This window comes from Mycobacterium sp. (assembly GCF_035633495.1).
In the GTDB taxonomy this organism is placed as follows: domain Bacteria; phylum Actinomycetota; class Actinomycetes; order Mycobacteriales; family Mycobacteriaceae; genus Mycobacterium.
Window position 1 is genome coordinate 18,442 of record NZ_DASQEU010000108.1, and the last position, 21,122, is coordinate 39,563.

Sequence of the window (21,122 nt, forward strand, 5' to 3'; positions counted from 1 at the left end):
GAGGTGACTAGCGGTAGTCGCTGAATCCGTAATCGTCCAGCGGCACGGCCTGGCCGGCGCCCTGACCGAAGTCCGGGCTGTAGTACTGATCCTCGTAGGACGGGATCGTGTACGCGGCGGCCCGAGCTTCCTCGGTCGGCTGCACCTGGATGTTGCGGTAGCGGCTGATGCCGGTACCGGCCGGAATCAGCTTGCCGATGATCACGTTCTCCTTCAGACCGTTGAGCCTGTCGCTGCGGCAGTTGATCGCCGCATCGGTCAGGACTCGCGTGGTCTCCTGGAACGACGCCGCCGACAGCCACGAATCCGTGGCCAGCGATGCCTTCGTGATACCCATCAGCACCGGACGGCCGGCCGCGGGCTCGAGACCCTCGGCCACGACGCGACGGTTCTCGGACTCGAACTCGGCGCGCTCAGTGAGCGAGCCGGGCAGGAATTCCGTTGCACCCGAATCGATGATGGTCACGCGACGCAGCATCTGCCGGACGATGACCTCGATGTGCTTGTCGTGGATCGACACACCCTGGGCGCGGTAGACCTCCTGGACCTCCTTGACGAGGTGGATCTGCACCTCGCGGGGGCCCTGGACGCGCAGCACCTCGTGCGGGTTGGCCGAGCCTTCCATCAGCTGCTGGCCGACCACGACGTGGTCGCCGTCGGTGAGCAACCGCTCGGAGCCGTCCTCGTGCTTGAACACCTTCAGCCGCTGGCGACGGGTGAGCTTGTCGTAAACGACTTCCTCGCCACCGTCATCCGGGACGATCGTCATCTTGTAGAACTTCTCGCCCACTTCGATGTTCACGCGACCGGTGACGTCCGCGATCGGAGCAGTGTTGCGGGGCACGCGGGCCTCGAACAGCTCCTGCACGCGAGGAAGACCACCGGTGATGTCCTCGCCGACGCCGCCTTCCTGCTTGAACGTACGCATGGTCAGCTGCGTGCCGGGCTCGCCGATGGACTGCGCGGCGACGATGCCGACCGCCTCACCGATGTCGACCAGCTTGCCGGTGGCCATCGAACGGCCGTAGCACGTGGCACACACTCCGGTGCCCGTGGTGCAGGTCAGCACCGAGCGGACCTTCACCTCGGTGATGCCGGCGGCGAGCAGTGCGTCGATCGCCGGATCGCCCAGGTCGTGCCCACGCTCGACGACGACGTTGCCCTTGGCGTCGACGGCGTCCACGGCCAGCGTCCGCGCATACGTCGAGGTCTCGACGTGCGCGTCGCGGGTCAGGGAGCCGTCGGCCTCCACCGACGCGATCGTCGTCATGATGCCGCGCTCGGTCTCGCAATCGTGCTCGCGCACGATGACGTCCTGAGACACGTCGACCAGACGACGGGTCAGGTAACCCGAGTCCGCCGTACGAAGTGCGGTGTCGGCCAGACCCTTTCGAGCGCTGTGCGTGTTGATGAAGTACTCCAACACGGTCAGGCCCTCGCGGAACGACGACTTGATCGGGCGCGGGATGAACTCACCCTTCGGGTTCGTCACCAGGCCCTTCATGCCTGCCAGGGTTCGGGTCTGGTTGAACGTACCGGTGGCGCCGGAGTCGATCAGCTGGATGATCGAGTTCGACGACGGGTAGTGATCCCGCAAGGCGTTGCCGACCTCTTCGGTGGCTTCCTTCCAGATCTTCACCAACGCATCGGTCCGCTCGGGCTTGTTCAGTGCGCCTCGCTGGTACTTCTTCTCGATGGCGTCGGCCTGCTTCTCGTAGCCCTCGAGGATCTCGGCCTTGCGCGGCGGCACCAGCACGTCGGCCATCGACACGGTGACACCCGAGCGGGTGGCCCAGTAGAAGCCGGCGTCCTTGAGCTTGTCGACGGTCTGCGCCACGACGATCATCGGGTAGCGCTCGGCGAGATCGTTGATGATCGACGCCTGGACCTTCTTGTGCATCTGCTTGTTGACGAACGGATAGCCCCTCGGCAGCAGCTCGTTGAACAGCACGCGGCCCAGCGTGGTCTCCGCCAACCAGGCGTCGCCCATCTTCCAGCCCTCGGGGAACAGCGCGGCCTCGACGTCGGCCGGCGGACGCTGATGCGTCAACCGCACCTTGATCTTGGCCCGCACGCTCAGCGCGCCACGGTCGACGGCCATCTGGGCCTCGGCCGGCGAGCTGTAGACACCGGTCTCCGCATGGTCCTTGACGGCCGCAGCGCCCTCGCCCGTATCACCGACGATCTCGGTGGTCAGGAAGAACAGACCCGTCACCATGTCCAGACGCGGCATGGCAAGCGGGCGGCCCGACGCGGGAGACAGGATGTTGTTCGACGACAGCATCAGGATGCGTGCCTCGGCCTGCGCCTCGGCGCTCAGCGGCAGGTGCACTGCCATCTGGTCACCGTCGAAGTCGGCGTTGAACGCCTCACAGACCAGCGGGTGCAGCTGAATTGCCTTGCCTTCCACCAACTGCGGCTCGAATGCCTGGATGCCCAGGCGGTGCAGCGTTGGTGCGCGGTTCAGCAGCACGGGGTGCTCGGAGATGACCTCTTCGAGGACGTCCCACACCTGCGGACGCTGACGCTCGACCATCCGCTTGGCGCTCTTGATGTTCTGCGCGTGGTTCAGGTCGACCAAACGCTTCATCACGAACGGCTTGAACAGCTCCAGAGCCATCAGCTTCGGCAGGCCGCACTGGTGCAGCTTGAGCTGCGGGCCGACGACGATGACCGAACGGCCCGAGTAGTCGACGCGCTTGCCGAGCAGGTTCTGACGGAACCGGCCCTGCTTTCCCTTGAGCAGATCGGACAGCGACTTCAGCGGACGGTTGCCCGGTCCGGTGACGGGGCGGCCACGACGACCGTTGTCGAACAACGCGTCCACGGACTCCTGAAGCATGCGCTTCTCGTTGTTGACGATGATCTCGGGCGCGCCGAGGTCGATCAGTCGCTTCAACCGGTTGTTGCGGTTGATCACGCGGCGGTACAGATCGTTCAGGTCGGACGTGGCAAAGCGGCCACCGTCGAGCTGAACCATCGGACGCAGCTCCGGCGGGATCACCGGAACGGCGTCGAGCACCATGCCCATGGGCGAGTTGCGGTTCATCTGGAACGCCGCAACGACCTTGAGCCGCTTCAGCGCACGCAGCTTCTTCTGGCCCTTGCCGTTCTTGATGGTGTCGCGCAGGCTCTCGGCCTCGGCGTCGATGTCGAAGTTCTCGATGAGCTTCTTGATCGACTCCGCGCCCATCGCGCCGTTGAAGTACTCGCCGTAGCGGTCGATGAGCTCGCGGTAGAGCACCTCGTCGACGATCAGCTGCTTGGGAGCCAGCTTGGTGAACGTCGTCCAGACCTCGTCGAGACGATCCAGCTCGCGCTGGGTCCGATCGCGGAGCTGACGCATCTCGCGCTCGCCGCCGTCGCGCACCTTGCGGCGAACGTCGGACTTGGCGCCGTCCTTCTCCAGCTCGGCCATGTCGGCCTCGAGCTTCTGGCTGCGCTCGGCCAGATCGAGATCGCGCTGATCCTCGACCGCCTTCTTCTCGACGACCATCTCGGCATCGAGCGTCGACAGGTCATTGTGCCGCTGCTCGGTGTCGACGGCGGTGATCACGTAGGCCGCGAAGTAGATGATCTTCTCGAGATCCTTCGGGGCCAGGTCCAGCAGGTAGCCGAGACGGCTCGGCACGCCCTTGAAGTACCAGATGTGCGTGACGGGTGCGGCCAGTTCGATGTGGCCCATCCGCTCACGGCGCACCTTGGCACGAGTCACCTCGACGCCGCAGCGCTCACAGACGATGCCCTTGAAGCGCACGCGCTTGTACTTGCCGCAGTAGCACTCCCAGTCGCGAGTAGGTCCGAAGATCTTCTCGCAGAACAGGCCGTCCTTCTCTGGCTTGAGCGTGCGGTAGTTGATGGTCTCCGGCTTCTTGACTTCGCCGTAGGACCAGTTGCGGATGTCGTCCGCAGTGGCGAGGCCAATGCGGAGTTCATCGAAGAAGTTGACGTCGAGCACGTAACTCCCTTTCCCCTTGCGGGACTAGATGACTATCAATCAAAAGCGTGGACCGCGGGGGTCCCCAAAACACTTAGGCGAGATCCTCGACCGACGGAGATTCGTTGCGGGACAGGTTGATTCCCAGGTTGGCCGCAGCACGCTCCAAGTCCTCGTCGTCGCTGTCGCGCATCTCGATGGCATGGCCCTCCGACGACAGCACCTCGACGTTGAGGCACAGCGACTGAAGCTCCTTGAGCAACACCTTGAACGACTCCGGAATACCGGGCTCGGGGATGTTCTCGCCCTTGACGATCGCCTCGTAGACCTTGACCCGGCCGACGGTGTCGTCGGACTTGATGGTCAAGAGCTCCTGCAGCGTGTACGCCGCGCCGTAGGCCTGCATGGCCCAGCACTCCATCTCGCCGAACCGCTGGCCGCCGAACTGCGCCTTACCACCGAGCGGCTGCTGGGTGATCATCGAGTACGGGCCGGTGGAACGGGCGTGGATCTTGTCGTCCACCAAGTGGTGCAGCTTCAGGATGTACATGTAGCCGACCGTCACCGGGTACGGGAACGGTTCGCCACCGCGGCCATCGAACAACTGCGACTTGCCGTCGGCGTCGACCATCACGTCGCCGTCGCGGTTCGGGAGCGTCGAGCCGAGCAGACCCTGCAGCTCGTTCTCACGGGCACCGTCGAAGACGGGCGTGGATACAATGCTGTTCGGCTCGGCCGACAGCAGGTCCTCGGGCAGGTTGCCCGCCCAGTCCGGCGTCCCACCGACGACGTCGATGTTCCAGCCGGCCTTGGCGACCCAGCCCAGGTGCGTCTCGAGGATCTGACCGATGTTCATCCGTCGCGGCACACCGTGCGTGTTCAGGATGATGTCGACCGGCGTGCCGTCCGGCATGAACGGCATGTCCTCGATCGGCAGGATCTTGCCGATGACGCCCTTGTTGCCGTGGCGTCCGGCGAGCTTGTCGCCGTCGGAGATCTTGCGCTTTTGGGCCACGTAGACGCGGACCAACTCGTTGACGCCAGCGGGCAGCTCGTCGTCCTCCTCGCGGGAGAACATGCGCACACCGATGACCTTGCCGGACTCGCCGTGAGGAACCTTGAGCGACGTGTCGCGAACCTCGCGGGCCTTCTCACCGAAGATGGCTCGCAACAGACGCTCCTCTGGGGTCAGTTCGGTCTCGCCCTTAGGGGTGACCTTGCCGACCAGGATGTCGCCGTCGCGGACCTCGGCGCCGATGCGGATGATGCCGCGGTCGTCGAGATCGGCCAGCACCTCATCGGAGACGTTCGGGATGTCCCGGGTGATCTCCTCGGCTCCCAGCTTGGTGTCGCGGGCATCGATCTCGTGCTCCTCGATGTGAATCGAGGTGAGCACGTCTTCCTCCACGAGCCGCTGGCTCAGGATGATCGCGTCCTCGTAGTTGTGGCCTTCCCACGGCATGATCGCCACGAGCAGGTTCTTGCCGAGGGCCATTTCACCGTTCTCGGTGCATGGTCCGTCCGCGAGCACCTGACCGGCCTCGACCCGCTGACCGCTGTCCACGATCGGGCGCTGGTTGGCGCACGTGCCGTGGTTGGAGCGGGCGAACTTGCGCATCCGGTACGTGTGCCGGGTGCCGTCGTCTGCCATCACGGTGATGTAGTCGGCGGACACCTCCTCGATGATGCCTGCCTTGCTCGCGACGACGACGTCGCCGGCGTCGATCGCGGCACGCAGTTCCATGCCGGTACCGACCAGCGGCGCCTCGCTGCGCACCAGCGGAACCGCCTGGCGCTGCATATTGGCACCCATGAGGGCGCGGTTGGCGTCGTCGTGCTCGAGGAACGGGATCATCGCCGTCGCGACCGACACCATCTGGCGCGGCGAGACGTCCATGTAGTCCACGTCGTTGGGCGAGACGTTCTCGACCTCGCCACCCTTACGGCGAACCAGGATGCGATCCTCGGTGAACCGGCTGTCCTCGTCGATCGGCGAGTTGGCCTGCGCCACGACGTGGCGGTCCTCCTCGTCGGCGGTGAGGTGGTGGATCTCATCGGTGACGACACCATCGACGACCTTGCGGTACGGGGTCTCGATGAAGCCGAACGGGTTGACCCGCGCGTACACCGACAGCGAACCGATGAGGCCGATGTTTGGGCCTTCCGGGGTCTCGATCGGGCACATGCGGCCGTAGTGGCTCGAGTGCACGTCGCGGACCTCGAGGCCGGCGCGCTCACGGGACAGACCACCGGGGCCCAGCGCAGACAGGCGGCGCTTGTGGGTCAGACCCGACAGTGGGTTGTTCTGGTCCATGAACTGCGACAGCTGGCTGGTGCCGAAGAATTCCTTGATCGCCGCCACGACGGGACGGATGTTGATCAGGGTCTGCGGCGTGATGGCCTCGACGTCCTGGGTCGTCATGCGCTCCCGCACGACGCGTTCCATGCGCGACAGGCCGACGCGGATCTGATTCTGGATCAGCTCGCCGACGGTACGCAGCCGACGGTTGCCGAAGTGGTCGATGTCGTCAACCTCGACGGGAACCTCGACGCCACCCGGGGCGGTCATCGTGGTCTGGCCCTCGTGCAGGCGCACCAGGTACTCGATGGTCGCGACGATGTCCTCTTCGTTCAGCGTCGACGACGTGATCGGCTGGCCCACGTTCAGGCCGAGCTTCTTGTTGACCTTGTAGCGGCCCACGCGAGCCAGGTCGTAGCGCTTCTCCTTGAAGAACAGGTTCTCCAGCAGGGTCTGCGCGGATTCCTTGGTGGGGGGCTCGCCCGGGCGCAGCTTCCGGTAGATGTCCAGCAGTGCCTCGTCGGGACCGGCGGTGCTGTCCTTCTCGAGGGTCGACATCATGATCTCGGAGAAGCCGAAGCGCTCGGTGATCTTCTCGCTGGTCCAGCCGAGGGCCTTCAGCAGAACGGTGACCGGCTGACGACGCTTGCGGTCGATGCGGACGCCGACGGTGGCGCGCTTGTCGACGTCGAACTCGAGCCAGGCGCCGCGGCCCGGAATGACCTTGACGCTCGTCAGGTCGTTCTCGGTGGCCTTGTCCTTGGACTTGTCGAAGTACACGCCCGGCGACCGGACGAGCTGGGACACGACGACACGCTCGGTGCCGTTGATGATGAAGGTGCCCTTCTCGGTCATCATGGGGAAGTCGCCCATGAAGACGGTCTGGCTCTTGATCTCGCCGGTGGTGTTGTTGATGAACTCGGCGGTGACGAACAGCGGCGCCGCGTAGGTCTGGTCCTTCTCCTTGCAGTCATCGACGGGTGCCTTGACCTCGTCGAAGCGCGGATCGGAGAAACTCAGCGAGAGCGTGCCCGCGAAGTCCTCGATCGGCGACAACTCGGTGAGCACCTCTTCGAGGCCGCCGACCGGGCTGACCTCGCCGCGTTCGAGAGCCTTCTCGCGCCAGCCGTCGGAACCAATCAGCCACTCGAAGGAGTTCGTCTGCACGTCCAGCAGACCGGGAACCTCGAGGGGTTCGCGGAGTTTGGCGAAGGAAACTCGGTTAGGTGCTCCAGGAACGGAGTTGTTGGGGTTTTCTACTGACTTGCTCTGGCGAGAGACTGCCAAGATGCATCCTTCCAGCACCGGATGCGACTATCGGAGACCGGCCTGAACCGGACCCTTGGCCGCGTAATCTGCGTTAGGTTCGGCTGGCGTTCTCAAGCCCGATCTCGGCCCCGAGGCACACGTCTAGTTCACTGAGCAGGGCTCAGGCTAGGACCACGGTGTCAAGAGGCGGGTGAGGGGTGGGCAGGATGCAGCCAGCGCAACGTCCAACAATAGCGCAGACCGGCGCATTCCTCAACAACCGCATGCGGCGCTAGAGCGCCCACGAGATCGGCGCTGGCTGGCGTCCTCTACCCGTGCACACATGCTGACCAACAGATTGGCCCGTTTTCGCGTTTCCGTCAAGACTTCACACGCGGTTTGGGGAGGAAAACTCGCCGGTAGCTTCTAGACCGCGACCGCGCCAAGTCCCGCTGCAGGTTGTCGGGTCGGGGTGATCAATCTGTTGACACCCTTGACCGAAGCCCGGTCCAGCAGCTCCTGGTACAGCTCGTCGGAGACGGTAGGGGTGCGGCTGAGCAGGAACCCGGTCCTGCCCCTGGAGTCACTGACGATGGCCCAGCTGTAATCGGGGGCGAGGTCGACGATCCAGTAATTTCCTGGAGGGGTGGCCGAGGCCGGCCCGAAGAAGCTCACGTTCAGCTTGTTGTTGGCAGGGTCGACCGGCAATGCGGTGCCGACGATGGTCGACTGCGGCCCGTTGTTGAAGAAGTAGTTGCCGGAGTTCTCGACTTTGATCGATCCATCAGCGTTGAGGCCGTAGACGGCCTTGGTGTTCACCAGACCGATCGAGAAGAACTGCTTCACGCTGCCCACCTCGTACCACGTGCCGAGGTATCTGCTCAGGTCGACGACCGGCGGAGGACCGAGCACGACCGCCGCGGTCTGCCCCATGACGATGAACTGATTCGGTTTGCCGTAGATGCCGTACTTGGGGCCCGGGGTGGTCGGGCCGTTGCCGGCGTAGAAGTCGTTGATCCAGCCGGTGGCCAGCGTGTAGACGGCCTGCGTGTTGCCCGGCGGGGAGCGTTTGATGAACAACTGGCTGATGAAGTCGATGATCGGAACGCCGCCGATCAACGAGTCGACATGCGAGCCGTTGGCAAGCACGGCACCGACGAATTGGCCCGAGCGCAAAGCCACCAGATCGTTGGTGGTTTGGCCGTTGGCGTTCCACGCCTGAGGTGGCGCCGCGATCTGATACACCGGGATATCGCCGAGTGCCTCCAGAGCGGGGGCGAAGGTGCCATTCGACGAGACGCCATCGAACATCACCACGCCGAGGAGATCGTTGTCGACCGGCCGCACGGCGTCGGTGTAGAAGCCACCCGCAGCCACGGCGAGCCCCCCGCCCGCCGAGTGCCCGGTCAGGATGAATTTCTCGGGCAGGGTGCCCTCATAGCCCGCGGCGTTGGCGCTGCCGTTCAGCGCGTAGCGGCTGGGGTCGGCGAACAGCGCGGCCACGCCCTGCTGCATCGGCACACTGTTGAGAGTGCAACCTTTGCAGGTAAAGAACGGGAAGGACGGGATGTTGGGTACCACCACGACGCTGTTGGTCTGCTGAGCCAGCTGCTGGGCGAGCGCGCCGTACCACGACTTGCGACCGAGGAAGCCGTGTTGGAGATAGATCACGCCCTGGGCCTGCACCGTGCCGTCGGCCTGCGTCGGGAAGTACCAGTCGGCTGCTCCGGTGTAGGTCTTGGAGCCGACCGGAATCTGCAGATCGGAGTGACCCACTTTGACGCCGGTCACCCCGTTGGTGGACGGCGCGCTCAACGGGACCTGAGCCGGTGTGCTTCCGACCGCGGCCGCCGGCGTGGCCCCCGTGGGGACCGCGGCCGGGGCTACCGCACCGGTGGGCGGCTGCCAGCCGAGACCGGAAACTAGGGTGAGCACCATCGTGGCCAGCGGTCCTGGCGCGGGGGGTGCGTGCGCGACGGGTGCGGCGAGGCTGCGGATCGCAGCGATCCCCTGGGCAACCTCCGTGGCGGGCGCAGGATTGGCCGTTGCATCAGCCGCCACCGCTGTCACGACCGCCGGTTTCGCGCGTTCGTCGATGAGTTGCGGCTGCGGCACGGTGACCGGGGTCGACTCGTCGACCGTCGTCACGTCCTTCACCGCCGACTTCTGGGGTGCGGGTTCGTCCGAGCGCTTGGCCTCTGACGCGGCGACCGGCTCGGGAGCGGCGGCTTCGGCCTGCACCGTCGGGTGTGCGACCCGCGTCGCCGTCTTCGCACGCTTGGAGGACTTCGCCGGTGCCGATTTCACCTGCGCGACGGGCTCGAATGTGGCGGTCTCGTCGCGGTCGACGGTCACCGTGGAAGCACTCATGGTGGTCGCCGGCTTGTCGACGCCCTTGGGGCCATCGACCGAATCCTGGCCCTTGTCAATGTCTTTCGAGACTGCCGAAGCCCCGCTCGTGGAGGGCTGCGAATTCTGGGGCGATTGGGCCGACGACGGTCCCGCTCCACCGTCCGTCGAGCCCGACTCGGCGGCGGCGACCCCGTTCCCGGCGCCGAGCGCGATGCACGCACCCGCGGCCGCGATCCACAACCCGCGCAGCATCTTGTTCGACGTCACCGCCGAACTCTAACCGCACTCGTCGACGAGGTGGGATCCAATTGTCGCCTACGTCAGGAATTCGACATCAAGTCCCGGTGGCAACCCTGCGCCCGCCCACCGTCTGCGACGCGGCCGAGACCTCACGGGTCACGTCGACCAGACCGGCCGCGCGCATGGCGTCGGTGATCTCGTCGACGTCGAACAGTCGAAGCGGCGCCAGTCGCGACGCCGCCACCTCGGCCCGGCGTACCGGTGCGGGTCCGCGGGCGCATGTCGTGAGGACGGCGATCCGGCCACCGGGCTTCGAGACGCGGACCATCTCGCGCAGCGAGCCGAAGGGGTCGGCCATCAGGTACAGCGCTCCGTAACAGCTGATCGCGTCGAACGTGCCGTCCGCGAAAGGCAGGTCGACGGCGTCTCCGCGGACGTAGCCGACCTGGCTACCGGGGGTGGTCTCGCGCACGGCTTGCGCCAACATGGTCGGCGAACTGTCCACCCCGATCGCGAGGCCGTCCGGGCCGACCTCCTCGACGAGCGTACGGGTGGTGTTGCCCGGCCCGCACGCGACGTCGAGCACGGTGTCACCGGGCCGAATGCCGAGCAACCTCAGCTTTCGCCTGTCCTCCTGCACGGTGTTGCGCGCCGTGAAACCCCAGAACAGCAGTGGGCGCCAGAGACGTTCGTAGATCATCGGGAGCACCGTCGAACTCATGACGCGCTGGCCCGTGGTCTGCGGAACTTGGGCGTCGCCCATGACGTCGAGGTATCCGTCCAAGAAAGTCGCGGGACGGTTTAGGAGAGCGCGTGTTCGCCGGTCGGCTGGACCGGGGAGCGTCACTCCTTGACGAGCGGGATGGACGCCGTGGGGGCTTCCTCTTCGGCGTTGCGGTGCCGCGAGGTGGCGTCGCTGTCGCCGTTGGCAAGGCTGGACGTCGGGTGCTGGTTGTGGCCGTCGAGGTCCTTGCGGATGGCTTCCTGCGCCGCGGGCGGCAGGGTGTACATGATCTCGCGCACCCGCGCCTGACGACGGTCGACGGCTTGGCGGTGCGGCATGCCGGGCGTGGCATTGACCTGCGGCGGCACACCCTCGATCTCCTCGGTGCCACCGTCGTGGTGACCAGCGTCGATGAGGGCCTGCTCCTCGGCCATCGTCGACTCGTCCTTCTCCTCGGACATACCGATCGGACCGATACGACGACCGTTGAGGAACTGCTTGACCACCGGCTCGTCGCTGGTCAGCAGCACCTCGCGCGGACCGAACATCACCAGGTGCTTGCGGAACAACATGCCCATGTTGTCGGGCACCGTGCGGGCGATGTTGATGTTGTGCGTCACGATCAGGATGGTGCAGTCGATCTGCGCGTTGATGTCGATCAGCAACTGGCTCAGGTACGCCGTACGGACCGGGTCCAGACCGGAGTCCGGCTCGTCACAGAGGATGATCTGCGGGTCCAGCACCAGCGAGCGGGCCAGCCCGGCGCGCTTGCGCATACCACCGGAGATCTCACCCGGGAACTTGGTCTCATCCCCGGTCAGACCGACCAGGTCGAGCTTCTCCATCACGATCTGACGGATCTCGGATTCCTTCTTCTTCGTGTGCTCACGAAGCGGGAACGCCGTGTTGTCGTAGAGGCTCATCGAGCCGAACAGCGCGCCGTCCTGGAACATCACGCCGAACAGCGTGCGGATCTCGTAGAGCTCCTTGGCGGAGCACTCGATGATGTTGGTGCCGTCGACGATGATCTTGCCGCGTTCGGGACGCAGCAGACCGATCAGCGACTTCAGGAACACCGACTTACCGGTACCGGACGGACCCAGCAGCACGCTGACCTCACCCGCCGGAAGGTCGAACGTGACGTCCTCCCAAATTCGCTGGGACCCGAAGGACTTCGTCAGTCCCTCAACCTGAATACCGATGCCCACGCGCGATCCTTCCGCCAGTGCTTTTGCCCGCCAAACAGGCACACCCGCCTGTGGTTTTAGTCACTCTAGCGCACACAATATTGGCACTCTCCCCTTTGGGCTATTCAGCCACTTCGTGCAAACGCTGAAAGTTGTTTGCTCTACTCGCTCAGTGGCGCGCGGTCCAGACGCGAAAAAGCCCCCGGGGAAGACCCGGGGGCTTTTTGCGTGAGAACTACTACTTGACGGTGACCTTCGCGCCTGCGGCCTCGAGCTTGGCCTTGGCATCGTCGGCGAGGTCCTTGTTGACCTTCTCGAGCAGCGGCTTGGGGGCGCTGTCGACGAGATCCTTGGCCTCCTTGAGGCCCAGACCCGAGACGATCTCACGGACGACCTTGATGACGCCGATCTTCTTCTCGCCGGCACCCTCGAGGATGACGTCGAACTCCGACTGCTCCTCGGCGGCCTCGGCGGCTGCGGGGGCAGCGCCTGCCGCGGCAACGGCGACCGGGGCGGCCGCGGTGACGTCGAAGGTCTCCTCGAACTGCTTCACGAACTCCGAGAGCTCGAGCAGGGTCATTTCCTTGAACGCGTCGAGCAATTCGTCGGTGCTGAGCTTGGCCATGGTGTTGGTCCTTCCTAATTACTTACGTTGGTTGGGTTGGTCGGTCAGGCGGCAGATTCTTCTGCGGCCTTCTTTTCCTGCAGAGCTGCGGCCAGTCGGGCGACCTGGGACGCGGGAGCTGCGAACAGCGCCGCGGCCTGGCTCGTCTTGCCCTTCATGGCGCCGGCCAGCTTGGCCAGCAGCACCTCGCGCGACTCCAGGTCCGCGATGCGCTCGACTTCGGAGACGGTCAGCGCGTGACCGTCCATGTAGCCGCCCTTGATGACCAGTGCCTTATTGTCCTTGGCAAAGGTCTTGATCGCCTTGGCGGCGTCAACCGGCTCGCCGGTGATGAACGCGATCGCCGTGGGTCCGGCGAACAGCTCGTCGAGACCTTCGATACCGGCCTCGGACGCTGCCCGCTTGACCAGCGTGTTCTTGGCGACCGTGTAGGTGGCGGACACGCCGAGCGACTTGCGCAGATCGGCAAGGTTGGCGACCGTCAGTCCGCGGTACTCGGTGACGACGGTTGCCGTCGACTCCTTGAACCGTTCGGCGATGTCGGCGACCGCGGTGGCCTTGTCAGCCTTGGCCATGCATGCCTCCTCGTGGATGATTTCGGATGTTCTCACCGACGAACGTCACGAGGGGCCCGGAAATGACGAACGCCCCGGCGCAGAGCGGGCCGGGGCGTGAACGATCACGGATACCTGGTCCTCCTGCGTGGGCCGCCCGGATGATCCGGGACCTTCAACCGATTGCTCGGTGACCGACGGTCTTCGGTGGAACGCCCAAAGGATAGCGCGCTACCCGCCGATCAGCCAAAACCTCACCCCTCGCCTCGTGCGCCCCTGCGATTTGGGCGTGCTGGGTTGCGCCGACCGCAACTCAGCACGCCGAAGTCACCAGCCAGGCGGCCGCGTCCGGGGCGAGCCGAGTAGCCGTGCCTGGCACCGACGCCAGGATCAACCGGGCGTCTGCCGGCAGGTCCACCGGCACCTCACCCGTGTTGACCCAGCACTGCGCGCTGCCACGCCGAAACGCGGCCACTGCAGGCGGCGTCGCGATCCATTCGAGATCGCCCGAACCCACCCAGACCGCCGACCGCGCCGACAGAGCCGCGCGATAGAGGTTGAGCGTCGAATCCGGATCGCCGTCCTGGGCCTCGGCGGTGTGCGACGACCAGTGCGGCGGCTGCGGCAACCACGTCTTCGCCTCTGCGTCGGACGAAAAGCCATAGGGCGCAACGCCATCCCCCCATGGGAGGGGGACGCGGCAGCCGTCGCGGCCGACGTCGGTGAAACCGGACTGCACCCACATCGGATCCTGACGGACCTCGTCCGGCAGGTCTTCGATTTCCTCCAAGCCGAGTTCCTCGCCCTGATAGACGTAGGCCGTTCCCGGCAGCGCCAACTGCATGAGGGCCGCCGCCCTGGCGCGGCGCAGGCCCACCCCGTAGTCGGCCGACTCCGTGCTCCAGCGTGCCCGCTCCCAGTCGGTTTCGATGAGGTGGTCCGGCTGCGACCGGGAGTAGCGAGTGACCGTGCGGGTGACGTCGTGGTTGGACAGCACCCAGGTCGGCGGAGCGCCGACGGTCGCGGCGACCGTGATCGCATCGTCGACGACCTTGCGCAGAACGTCCGCGCGCCAGGGCGCACGCAGGAAGTCGAACTGGAAGGCGGTGTGCAGCTCGTCGGGACGCAGGTATCGAGCCAGTCGTTCATTGCTGGGCACCCAGGCCTCTGCAATGAAGATCCGTTCCGGCGCATAGCGATTCGCCACCGCACGCCAACCGCGATAGATTTCGTGCACGCCGTCCTGGTCCCATGCGGGATGCGAGGCGTTGTGCTGGACCAGCGTCGGTGCGGCGTCGTCACCGGTGCCGCCGTCCGGCAATCCCTCGGCCTTGACCAGACCGTGCGCGACATCGATGCGGAACCCGTCGACGCCCTTGTCGAACCAGAAGGCCAGCACGTCCTCGAACTCGGCACGGACCTCTGGATTCTCCCAGTTGAAGTCGGGCTGGCCGGGCGCGAAGAGGTGCAGGTACCACTGACCGTCCGCAACCCTGGTCCAGGCTTGCCCGCCGAAGACGCTCTGCCAGTCGTTGGGTGGCTGTTCACCGTCGGCGCCTCGTCCCGACCGAAAGTGGTAGCGCTGCCGCGCACCCGGCTCGTCCGCCAGCGCCGCGGTGAACCAGGCATGGTGGTCGGAGCTGTGGTTCGGCACGATGTCGAGCAGCACCCGGAGCCCCGCGTCGTGCGCCTCGGTGATCAGTCGGTCGGCCTCGGCCAGGGTGCCGTAGACCGGCTCGATGTCCCGGTAGTCGGACACGTCATAGCCGGCGTCGGCCATCGGTGACGGGTACCAGGGGTTGATCCAGATGGCGTCGACACCGAGGCGCGCGAGATACGGCAACCGTTCGCGCAAACCCGCGACGTCACCGATGCCGTCACCGTTACCGTCGGCGAAACTGCGGATGTAGACCTGGTAGACGACGGCGGTCTGCCACCAGGATTCGACGGGGGTCACGGCTCTCCTCGTATCGGTTCGTGAACGTCTGCGCCAAAAGGCTACGCAAGTGCTCGAGCAGGGGTTGTCGCGTGACGCACCGGGGTACGGGAATCGCGCTTCGGCAGCAGGCTTTGGTCATCGGAGTCGACATGCGTTGCGGGACGGCGACTTCCACGCAGTGTCCCGGAATCCCCCGACGGGAAGCTCGTCGGGGGCAGTCGGGTCCACTCGATCGAGCCCACGCCGCGATGACCGGGCCCGGCAGACGCTGCCTGACCACCCCGAGAGTGGTCGCGTCCTCGACCAAGATCAACCTCCATCGCACCGGGGCGGCCTGAAACATGTCTCAGGATAGGCAACTCGCCCATCCCGCGTGTGAGGTGTGCCACACTCGTGCTCGGGTCGAAATGGCTGCTCGCGACCCTCGGCAGCTCACTGATCGGCAGACGAGGACGCATGAAGAAACGATTTCAGTTCGCCCGTTCGCGGAGTCGACGGGCAATGGCGCTGGCCAGCGCGCCATTACTGGCCGCCACCCTGTTGACCGGCTGCGGCAGCGACGGCGGTCCGCCGACACTGACCTGGTATGTGTTCCCCGATAACGGCGGCGCCGCGGCCCGCGCGAAGGATTGCGCGGATGCCTCGGGCGGCGCGTACCAGGTGCGCACCGAAGTGTTGCCGTCCAGTGCAACCGCCCAGCGGGAACAGATGGTGCGCCGGCTGGCCGCCCGCGACTCCTCGATCGACGTCGTCAGCGTCGACGTGGTCTTCACCGCCGAGTTCGCCAACGCCGGGTTCCTGCGGCCGTTCACGCCCGAGGAGAAGAGTCGCCTCACGGCGGGCATGCTGCCCGCCCCGATCAAGACCGGAATGTGGGACGACACCCTCTTCGCGGCACCGTTCAAGTCCAACGCGCAGCTGCTGTGGTTCCGCAAGTCGGTCGCCGCCGCGGCCGGCGTGGATCCGACCAGCCCGACGTTCACGTGGGATGAGATGCTCAAAGCCGCTGTGAGCCAAGGCAAGACGGTTGGCGAGCAGGGCGCCCGCTACGAGGGCTACATGGTGTGGATCAACGCACTGGTTCTCTCCGCTGGCGGCGAAATTCTGCAGAACGCCGACGCCGGTCGCAACGCCACGCCTACAGTCAACAGCCCGGCCGGGAAGAAGGCCGCCGAGATCGTCGGCAATCTGGCCCGGTCGAGCGCCGCCCCGGTCGACCTGTCCAACGCACAGGAGGAACAGGCTCGCGCGAACTTCCAATCGGACCAGGGCGGGTTCATGCTCAATTGGCCGTTCGTGCTGGCCGCTGCCCGCGAGGCAGCCGAAGATGGCTCCCTGGATCAGGCCGTCGTCGACGACTTCGGCTGGGCCCGGTACCCGCGGGTATTCCCGGACCGGCCGAGCGCGCCGCCGCTCGGTGGGGCCAATCTGGGTGTCGGCGCCTATTCGGAGCACCCCGACGAGGCGGTCGCGCTCATCGAGTGCGTCAACACCCAACCCAAGGCCACGCAGTACATGCTCGACGAGGGTGAACCCTCCCCGTATGCGGCGTCATACGACAAGCCGGAGATCCGCTCGAAGTACGACAACGCCGACCTGATCCGCGAATCCATCGCCGACGCCGGCCCTCGCCCACTGACTCCGTTCTACGTCGACGTCGCCGGTGCGATCACGCAAACCTGGCATCCACCGGATTCGGTGACCGAGCAAACCCCGGAAGAGACCGACCAATTCATGGCTGACGTGCTGGCGGGACGGCGGCTGCTATGACGACATTGGAGAAGCCGCCCACGCAGCCATCTGCTGACGAACCGTCGATCAGTGAGCGCGTCCGTGGGGAGCGCCGACTGGGGATGTACCTGACATTGCCGTCGTACGTGGTGATGCTGCTCGTCACCGCCTACCCGCTGGGTTACGCATTGGTGTTGTCGCTGTACAACTCCCGCCTCACCGACCCCGAGGGACGCAGCTTCGTCGGCCTGAACAACTACCTGGTGATCCTGACGGACCCGGTCTGGTGGAACGACTTCGTCACCACGCTGGCGATCACGGTGGTCACCGTGGCCGTCGAGTTGGTGCTCGGGTTCTGGTTCGCCTTCGTGATGCTGCGGATCGTCCGGGGCCGTGGCCCACTGCGCACGGCGATTCTGATTCCCTACGGCATCGTCACCGTGGTCTCGGCGTTCATCTGGCGCTACGCATTCGCGGTCGACTCCGGGTTCGTCAACCAGTGGCTCAACCTCTCCGGCTTCGACTGGTTCGGCGATCGCTGGTCGGCGATATTCGTCATCTGCCTGTCCGAGATCTGGAAGACCACACCGTTCATCTCGCTGCTGTTGCTGGCGGGGTTGGTGCAGGTGCCCGAGGACATGCAGGAGGCCGCCAAGGTGGACGGCGCCACCGCCTGGCAGCGACTGTGGAAGATCACGCTGCCGAACATGAAGGCCGCCATCATGGTGGCCCTGCTGTTCCGCACGTTGGATGCGTGGCGCATTTTCGACAACCCCTACGTCATGACCAACGGCGCCAACAACACCGAGACCATCTCGTTCCTCGCCTATCGCCAGAACGTCACTCTGGTCAATCTCGGAATGGGATCGGCGGTCTCGGTGCTGTTGTTCCTCACCGTCGTCGTCATCGCGTGGATCTTCGTCAAGGGGTTCAAGACCGACCTCTCGCAAGTCAGGGGTGACTAGTGAACAGCGCCAAATCCGGCAAATGGTGGACGATCGGCGGCATCGTCATCGTCCTGTACAGCTTCTTCCCGCTGCTGTGGATGATCAGCCTGGCCTTCAAGCCGCCGTCCGACATCGTGTCGGGTAATCCGCAGTTCCTGCCCACCACGTTCACGTTGGACAACTTCGCCCAGATCTTCAGCCAACCGTTGTTCACGCGGGCACTGATCAACTCGATCGGTATCGCGATCGTCGCCACTACAATCTCGGTCATCATCGCGATGTTCGCGGCGTACGCGATCGCGCGCTTGGAGTTCCGGGGCAAGAAGTTGCTGCTGTCGCTCGCACTGGGCATCGCGATGTTCCCGCAGGCGGCGCTGGTCGGTCCGCTGTTCGACATGTGGCGCGGACTCGGCATCTACGACACCTGGCTCGGGTTGATCATCCCGTACCTGACCTTCGCACTGCCCTTGTCGATCTGGACCATGTCGGCGTTCTTCCGGCAGATTCCGTGGGAGATGGAGCACGCCGCGCAGGTTGACGGCGCGACGGCGTGGCAGGCGTTCCGCAAGGTCATCATTCCGCTCGCCGCCCCAGGGGTGTTCACCACCGCGATCCTGACGTTCTTCTTCTGCTGGAACGACTTCCTGTTCGCCATCTCACTGACGTCCACCGACAGCGCGCGCACGGTTCCCGCGGCGCTGGCGTTCTTCCAAGGCGCCTCGTACTTCGAGTCCCCGGTGCCCTACATCATGGCGGCGTCGGTGATCGTCACCATCCCGGTCGTCATCCTCGTTCTCGTCTTCCAACGTCGCATCGTCGCCGGCCTCACCGCCGGAGCAGTGAAGGGATAACCATGGCAGCAATCACCATGCGCAACATCGTCAAGAAGTACGGTGACGGCTTCCCCGCCGTCAACGACGTGAGCATCGACATCGCCGACGGCGAGTTCATGATCCTGGTCGGCCCGTCGGGTTGCGGGAAGTCCACCCTGCTGCGGATGATCGTCGGCCTGGAGGACATCACGTCGGGCGACATGCTCATCGGCGATACCCGCGTCAACGACATGGCCCCCCGCGACCGCAACCTGGCGATGGTGTTCCAGAACTACGCGCTCTACCCGCACCTGACCGTGTTCGAGAACATCGCCTTTCCACTTCGGTTGTCCGGCAAGCACTCCGACGACGAGATCCGTAAACTGGTCACCGACGCCGCCGAGACGCTCGAACTGGTCGAACACCTGGATCGCAAACCCGCCAACCTCTCCGGCGGTCAACGTCAGCGGGTGGCGATGGGCCGGGCGATCGTGCGGCAGGCCGACGCGTTCCTGTTCGACGAACCGTTGAGCAACCTCGACGCGAAGCTCCGCGGTCAGATGCGCACCGAGATCCTGCGGCTGCACAGACGCCTCGGCGTCACCACCGTCTACGTCACCCACGACCAGACGGAGGCCATGATTCTTGGGGACCGTGTTGCGGTGCTGAAAAAGGGTGTGGTGCAACAGGTCGCAAGCCCGCGCGAACTCTACGACCAACCGGTCAATCTCTTCGTCGCCGGCTTCATCGGGTCTCCGCCGATGAACTTCGTGCCCGCGAGCGTGCGCGGCGACGAGATCGAGCTGCCGTTCGTGACGATCCCGCTTCGCGACGAGTGGCGCAGCGTCGTCGAGGACGGAAAGGTCTACATCGCCGGAATCCGTCCAGGCGCCTTCGAGGACGCCGAGTTCGTGGACTCGGGCAAGAAGTCTCGCGGCGTCACCTTCGACGTCACGATCGATGTGATGGAATGGCTGGGCAACGAGCAGTACGCCTTCGTGCCCTTCGAGTCGTCGTCGGAGATCGGCGGCCATCTGGCCGAACTCGCCAAGGACCTCGACCTCGAGCAGCTGCGCTCGCAGCTGTGCGTGGAGCTGGATCCGCTGAGCAAGGTGCGAACGGGCGACAAGGCCACCCTGTGGCTCGATGCCGAGCGGATCCACCTGTTCGATCCGCAGTCCGGTGACAACCTCACCCGGGTCAGCGACACGTCCGGGCGCCACGCAACCTCCGCCGCAGGCTAGCCAGGGAACTGCCGACGTGGCCGCACCGGAACTGCGGCTGCGCGCGCCCGCTCCCGGACTGCTGTCCCTGCCGTGGGAGCGGCCGCTCGCCGACTGGCTGGTGCCCGACGTTCCGTTGCGGGACATGGCCGTCGGGCCCAGCAGGCACCTGGTCAAGTTCGTCGAGTGCGACGGCGCGTTGTGGGCGCTCAAGGAGCTGCCGCCGCGCATCGCGGCACGCGAGTACGACGTGCTCGTCCAGCTCGAGGCGATGCACCTCAACGCGGTGCGGCCGGCGGGCCTGGTTCGGCAGCCCGACTTCGACACCGCCATCCTCCTGACCCGCTACCTCTCGGGATCGTGGCAGTACCGACGGCTGTTCCTGCGGCTGCCTCCAGACGCGCCCAGACAGCGCGCCCGGTTGCTCGACGGCATGGCGTCGCTGCTGGTCGAACTGCACCGGCGCGGCGTGTTCTGGGGAGACTGCTCGCTGGCCAACACGTTGTTCTCCCGCGATGGTCAGGTGTTGCAGGCCTCCCTGGTCGACGCCGAGACCAGTGAGGTGCACGCGCGCCTGTCCGACGGTCAGCGGGCACTGGACGTCGACGTGATGGTCGAGAACGTCGCGGCGGGGCTGATGGACATCGCGGCCCGCATCGACGGCGGAACGGCGTTGCGGGACCAGCTGATTGGTGAGGCTCTCAGCCTGCGGACGCGTTACGAGGGACTGTGGGAACTGCTGCATGCGGAGCCGGTATTCGGGTACGCCGACCGGTACCGGGTCGAGGGCAGAATCCGCAAGCTCAACGAGTTGGGCTTCGCGGTCGACGAGGTGTCTCTGCAGCCGACCGACGCCGGCGCAGACCAGCTCCGGCTGCACGTCGCCGTGGGCGACCGCCGCTTCCATGCCACCCGGCTGCGCGAGCTCGCAGGTCTGGACGTCGGTGAGGGGCAGGCCACGAATCTGCTCGGCGACCTTCACGCCTACCAGGCTCAGCTGTGCCGCGAAGCCGGGCATGACGTCGACGAGCGCACCGCCGCCCAACTGTGGGTGATGGAGATGGTCAGGCCGACCATGCACCGTGCCCACGCAGCGGTCGGGCACACCGGCACCGCGATCCAGGCCTACTGCGATCTGCTCGAAGTGCGCTGGTTGCTGTCGGAGCAGGCGGGACGGGACGTGGGCACCGAGCGAGCACTGATGGCGTTGGCGCGCAACGTCGTACCCACGGATTCCGCGGCCCAGTTGATGGTGGTGGAGACGCCGACCGAACCGTTCTCGGTCCTCGACGACGTGGACTGAG

Annotated in this window: 13 protein-coding genes; 5 read left to right on the forward strand and 8 right to left on the reverse strand. The window is 65.6% G+C overall.

What is annotated here, in order from left to right; genetic code table 11:
- Positions 1–7: 7 nt before the first annotated feature.
- The 8 genes from VET27_RS16600 to VET27_RS16635 form a co-directional block, all read right to left on the reverse strand.
- Entirely contained in the window at positions 8–3,958 is a 3,951-nt protein-coding gene (locus tag VET27_RS16600) for a DNA-directed RNA polymerase subunit beta' (RefSeq protein ID WP_526520029.1), read from the reverse strand.
- Between the two features lie 73 nt (positions 3,959–4,031).
- Positions 4,032–7,523: a DNA-directed RNA polymerase subunit beta gene (rpoB, locus tag VET27_RS16605; RefSeq protein WP_526520031.1), complete on the reverse strand. Its 3,492-nt coding sequence runs from the start codon at positions 7,521–7,523 to the stop codon at positions 4,032–4,034.
- 387 nt (positions 7,524–7,910) lie between these two features.
- Complete coding sequence (locus tag VET27_RS16610; protein ID WP_526520033.1) at positions 7,911–10,103, reverse strand: lipocalin family protein; 2,193 nt, start codon at positions 10,101–10,103, stop codon at positions 7,911–7,913.
- 67 nt (positions 10,104–10,170) lie between these two features.
- Positions 10,171–10,839: a methyltransferase domain-containing protein gene (locus VET27_RS16615; RefSeq protein WP_526520035.1), complete on the reverse strand. Its 669-nt coding sequence runs from the start codon at positions 10,837–10,839 to the stop codon at positions 10,171–10,173.
- Positions 10,840–10,919: 80 nt separating this feature from the next.
- A complete protein-coding gene (locus VET27_RS16620; RefSeq protein ID WP_526520037.1) occupies positions 10,920–12,008 on the reverse strand; it encodes an ABC transporter ATP-binding protein in 1,089 nt (362 codons plus the stop codon).
- 217 nt (positions 12,009–12,225) lie between these two features.
- On the reverse strand, positions 12,226–12,612 hold the full coding sequence (rplL, locus tag VET27_RS16625; RefSeq protein WP_526520039.1) for a 50S ribosomal protein L7/L12: 387 nt from the start codon (positions 12,610–12,612) through the stop codon (positions 12,226–12,228).
- A gap of 44 nt (positions 12,613–12,656) precedes the next feature.
- The gene (gene rplJ, locus VET27_RS16630) at positions 12,657–13,187 is read right to left on the reverse strand and encodes a 50S ribosomal protein L10 (protein ID WP_526520041.1); all 531 of its coding nucleotides are present in this window, start codon (positions 13,185–13,187) and stop codon (positions 12,657–12,659) included.
- A gap of 292 nt (positions 13,188–13,479) precedes the next feature.
- A complete protein-coding gene (locus tag VET27_RS16635) occupies positions 13,480–15,123 on the reverse strand; it encodes a glycoside hydrolase family 13 protein (RefSeq protein ID WP_526520043.1) in 1,644 nt (547 codons plus the stop codon).
- A 438-nt stretch (positions 15,124–15,561) separates the two neighbouring features.
- Here VET27_RS16635 and VET27_RS16640 point away from each other — a divergent pair, with 438 nt between their 5' ends.
- Genes VET27_RS16640 through VET27_RS16660 form a run of 5 tightly spaced genes read left to right on the forward strand, consistent with a single transcriptional unit; the run spans position 15,562 to position 21,121 of the window.
- Entirely contained in the window at positions 15,562–16,875 is a 1,314-nt protein-coding gene (locus VET27_RS16640; protein WP_526520045.1) for an extracellular solute-binding protein, read from the forward strand.
- Positions 16,872–17,801 (forward strand): carbohydrate ABC transporter permease, encoded by a 930-nt coding sequence (locus VET27_RS16645; RefSeq protein WP_526520047.1) that lies wholly within the window; start codon positions 16,872–16,874, stop codon positions 17,799–17,801. Before VET27_RS16640 ends, VET27_RS16645 begins: the two co-directional genes overlap by 4 nt.
- Positions 17,801–18,634, forward strand: a complete 834-nt coding sequence (locus VET27_RS16650; RefSeq protein ID WP_526520049.1) for a carbohydrate ABC transporter permease — start codon at positions 17,801–17,803, stop codon at positions 18,632–18,634. Before VET27_RS16645 ends, VET27_RS16650 begins: the two co-directional genes overlap by 1 nt.
- Before the next feature lie 2 nt (positions 18,635–18,636).
- Entirely contained in the window at positions 18,637–19,839 is a 1,203-nt protein-coding gene (locus VET27_RS16655) for an ABC transporter ATP-binding protein (RefSeq protein ID WP_526520051.1), read from the forward strand.
- 16 nt (positions 19,840–19,855) lie between these two features.
- Complete coding sequence (locus tag VET27_RS16660; protein ID WP_526520053.1) at positions 19,856–21,121, forward strand: DUF4032 domain-containing protein; 1,266 nt, start codon at positions 19,856–19,858, stop codon at positions 21,119–21,121.
- The last annotated feature ends 1 nt before the right edge of the window (position 21,122 follow it).

Bases quoted from the DNA above. Each gene is read 5' to 3' on its own strand.
- VET27_RS16615 (WP_526520035.1), bottom strand. From the start codon at position 10,839: ATGGGCGACGCCCAAGTTCCGCAGACCACGGGCCAGCGCGTCATGAGT.
- rplL (WP_526520039.1), bottom strand. From the start codon at position 12,612: ATGGCCAAGCTCAGCACCGACGAATTGCTCGACGCGTTCAAGGAAATG.
- rplJ (WP_526520041.1), bottom strand. From the start codon at position 13,187: ATGGCCAAGGCTGACAAGGCCACCGCGGTCGCCGACATCGCCGAACGG.
- VET27_RS16640 (WP_526520045.1), top strand. From the start codon at position 15,562: ATGAAGAAACGATTTCAGTTCGCCCGTTCGCGGAGTCGACGGGCAATG.
- VET27_RS16645 (WP_526520047.1), top strand. From the start codon at position 16,872: ATGACGACATTGGAGAAGCCGCCCACGCAGCCATCTGCTGACGAACCG.
- VET27_RS16655 (WP_526520051.1), top strand. From the start codon at position 18,637: ATGGCAGCAATCACCATGCGCAACATCGTCAAGAAGTACGGTGACGGC.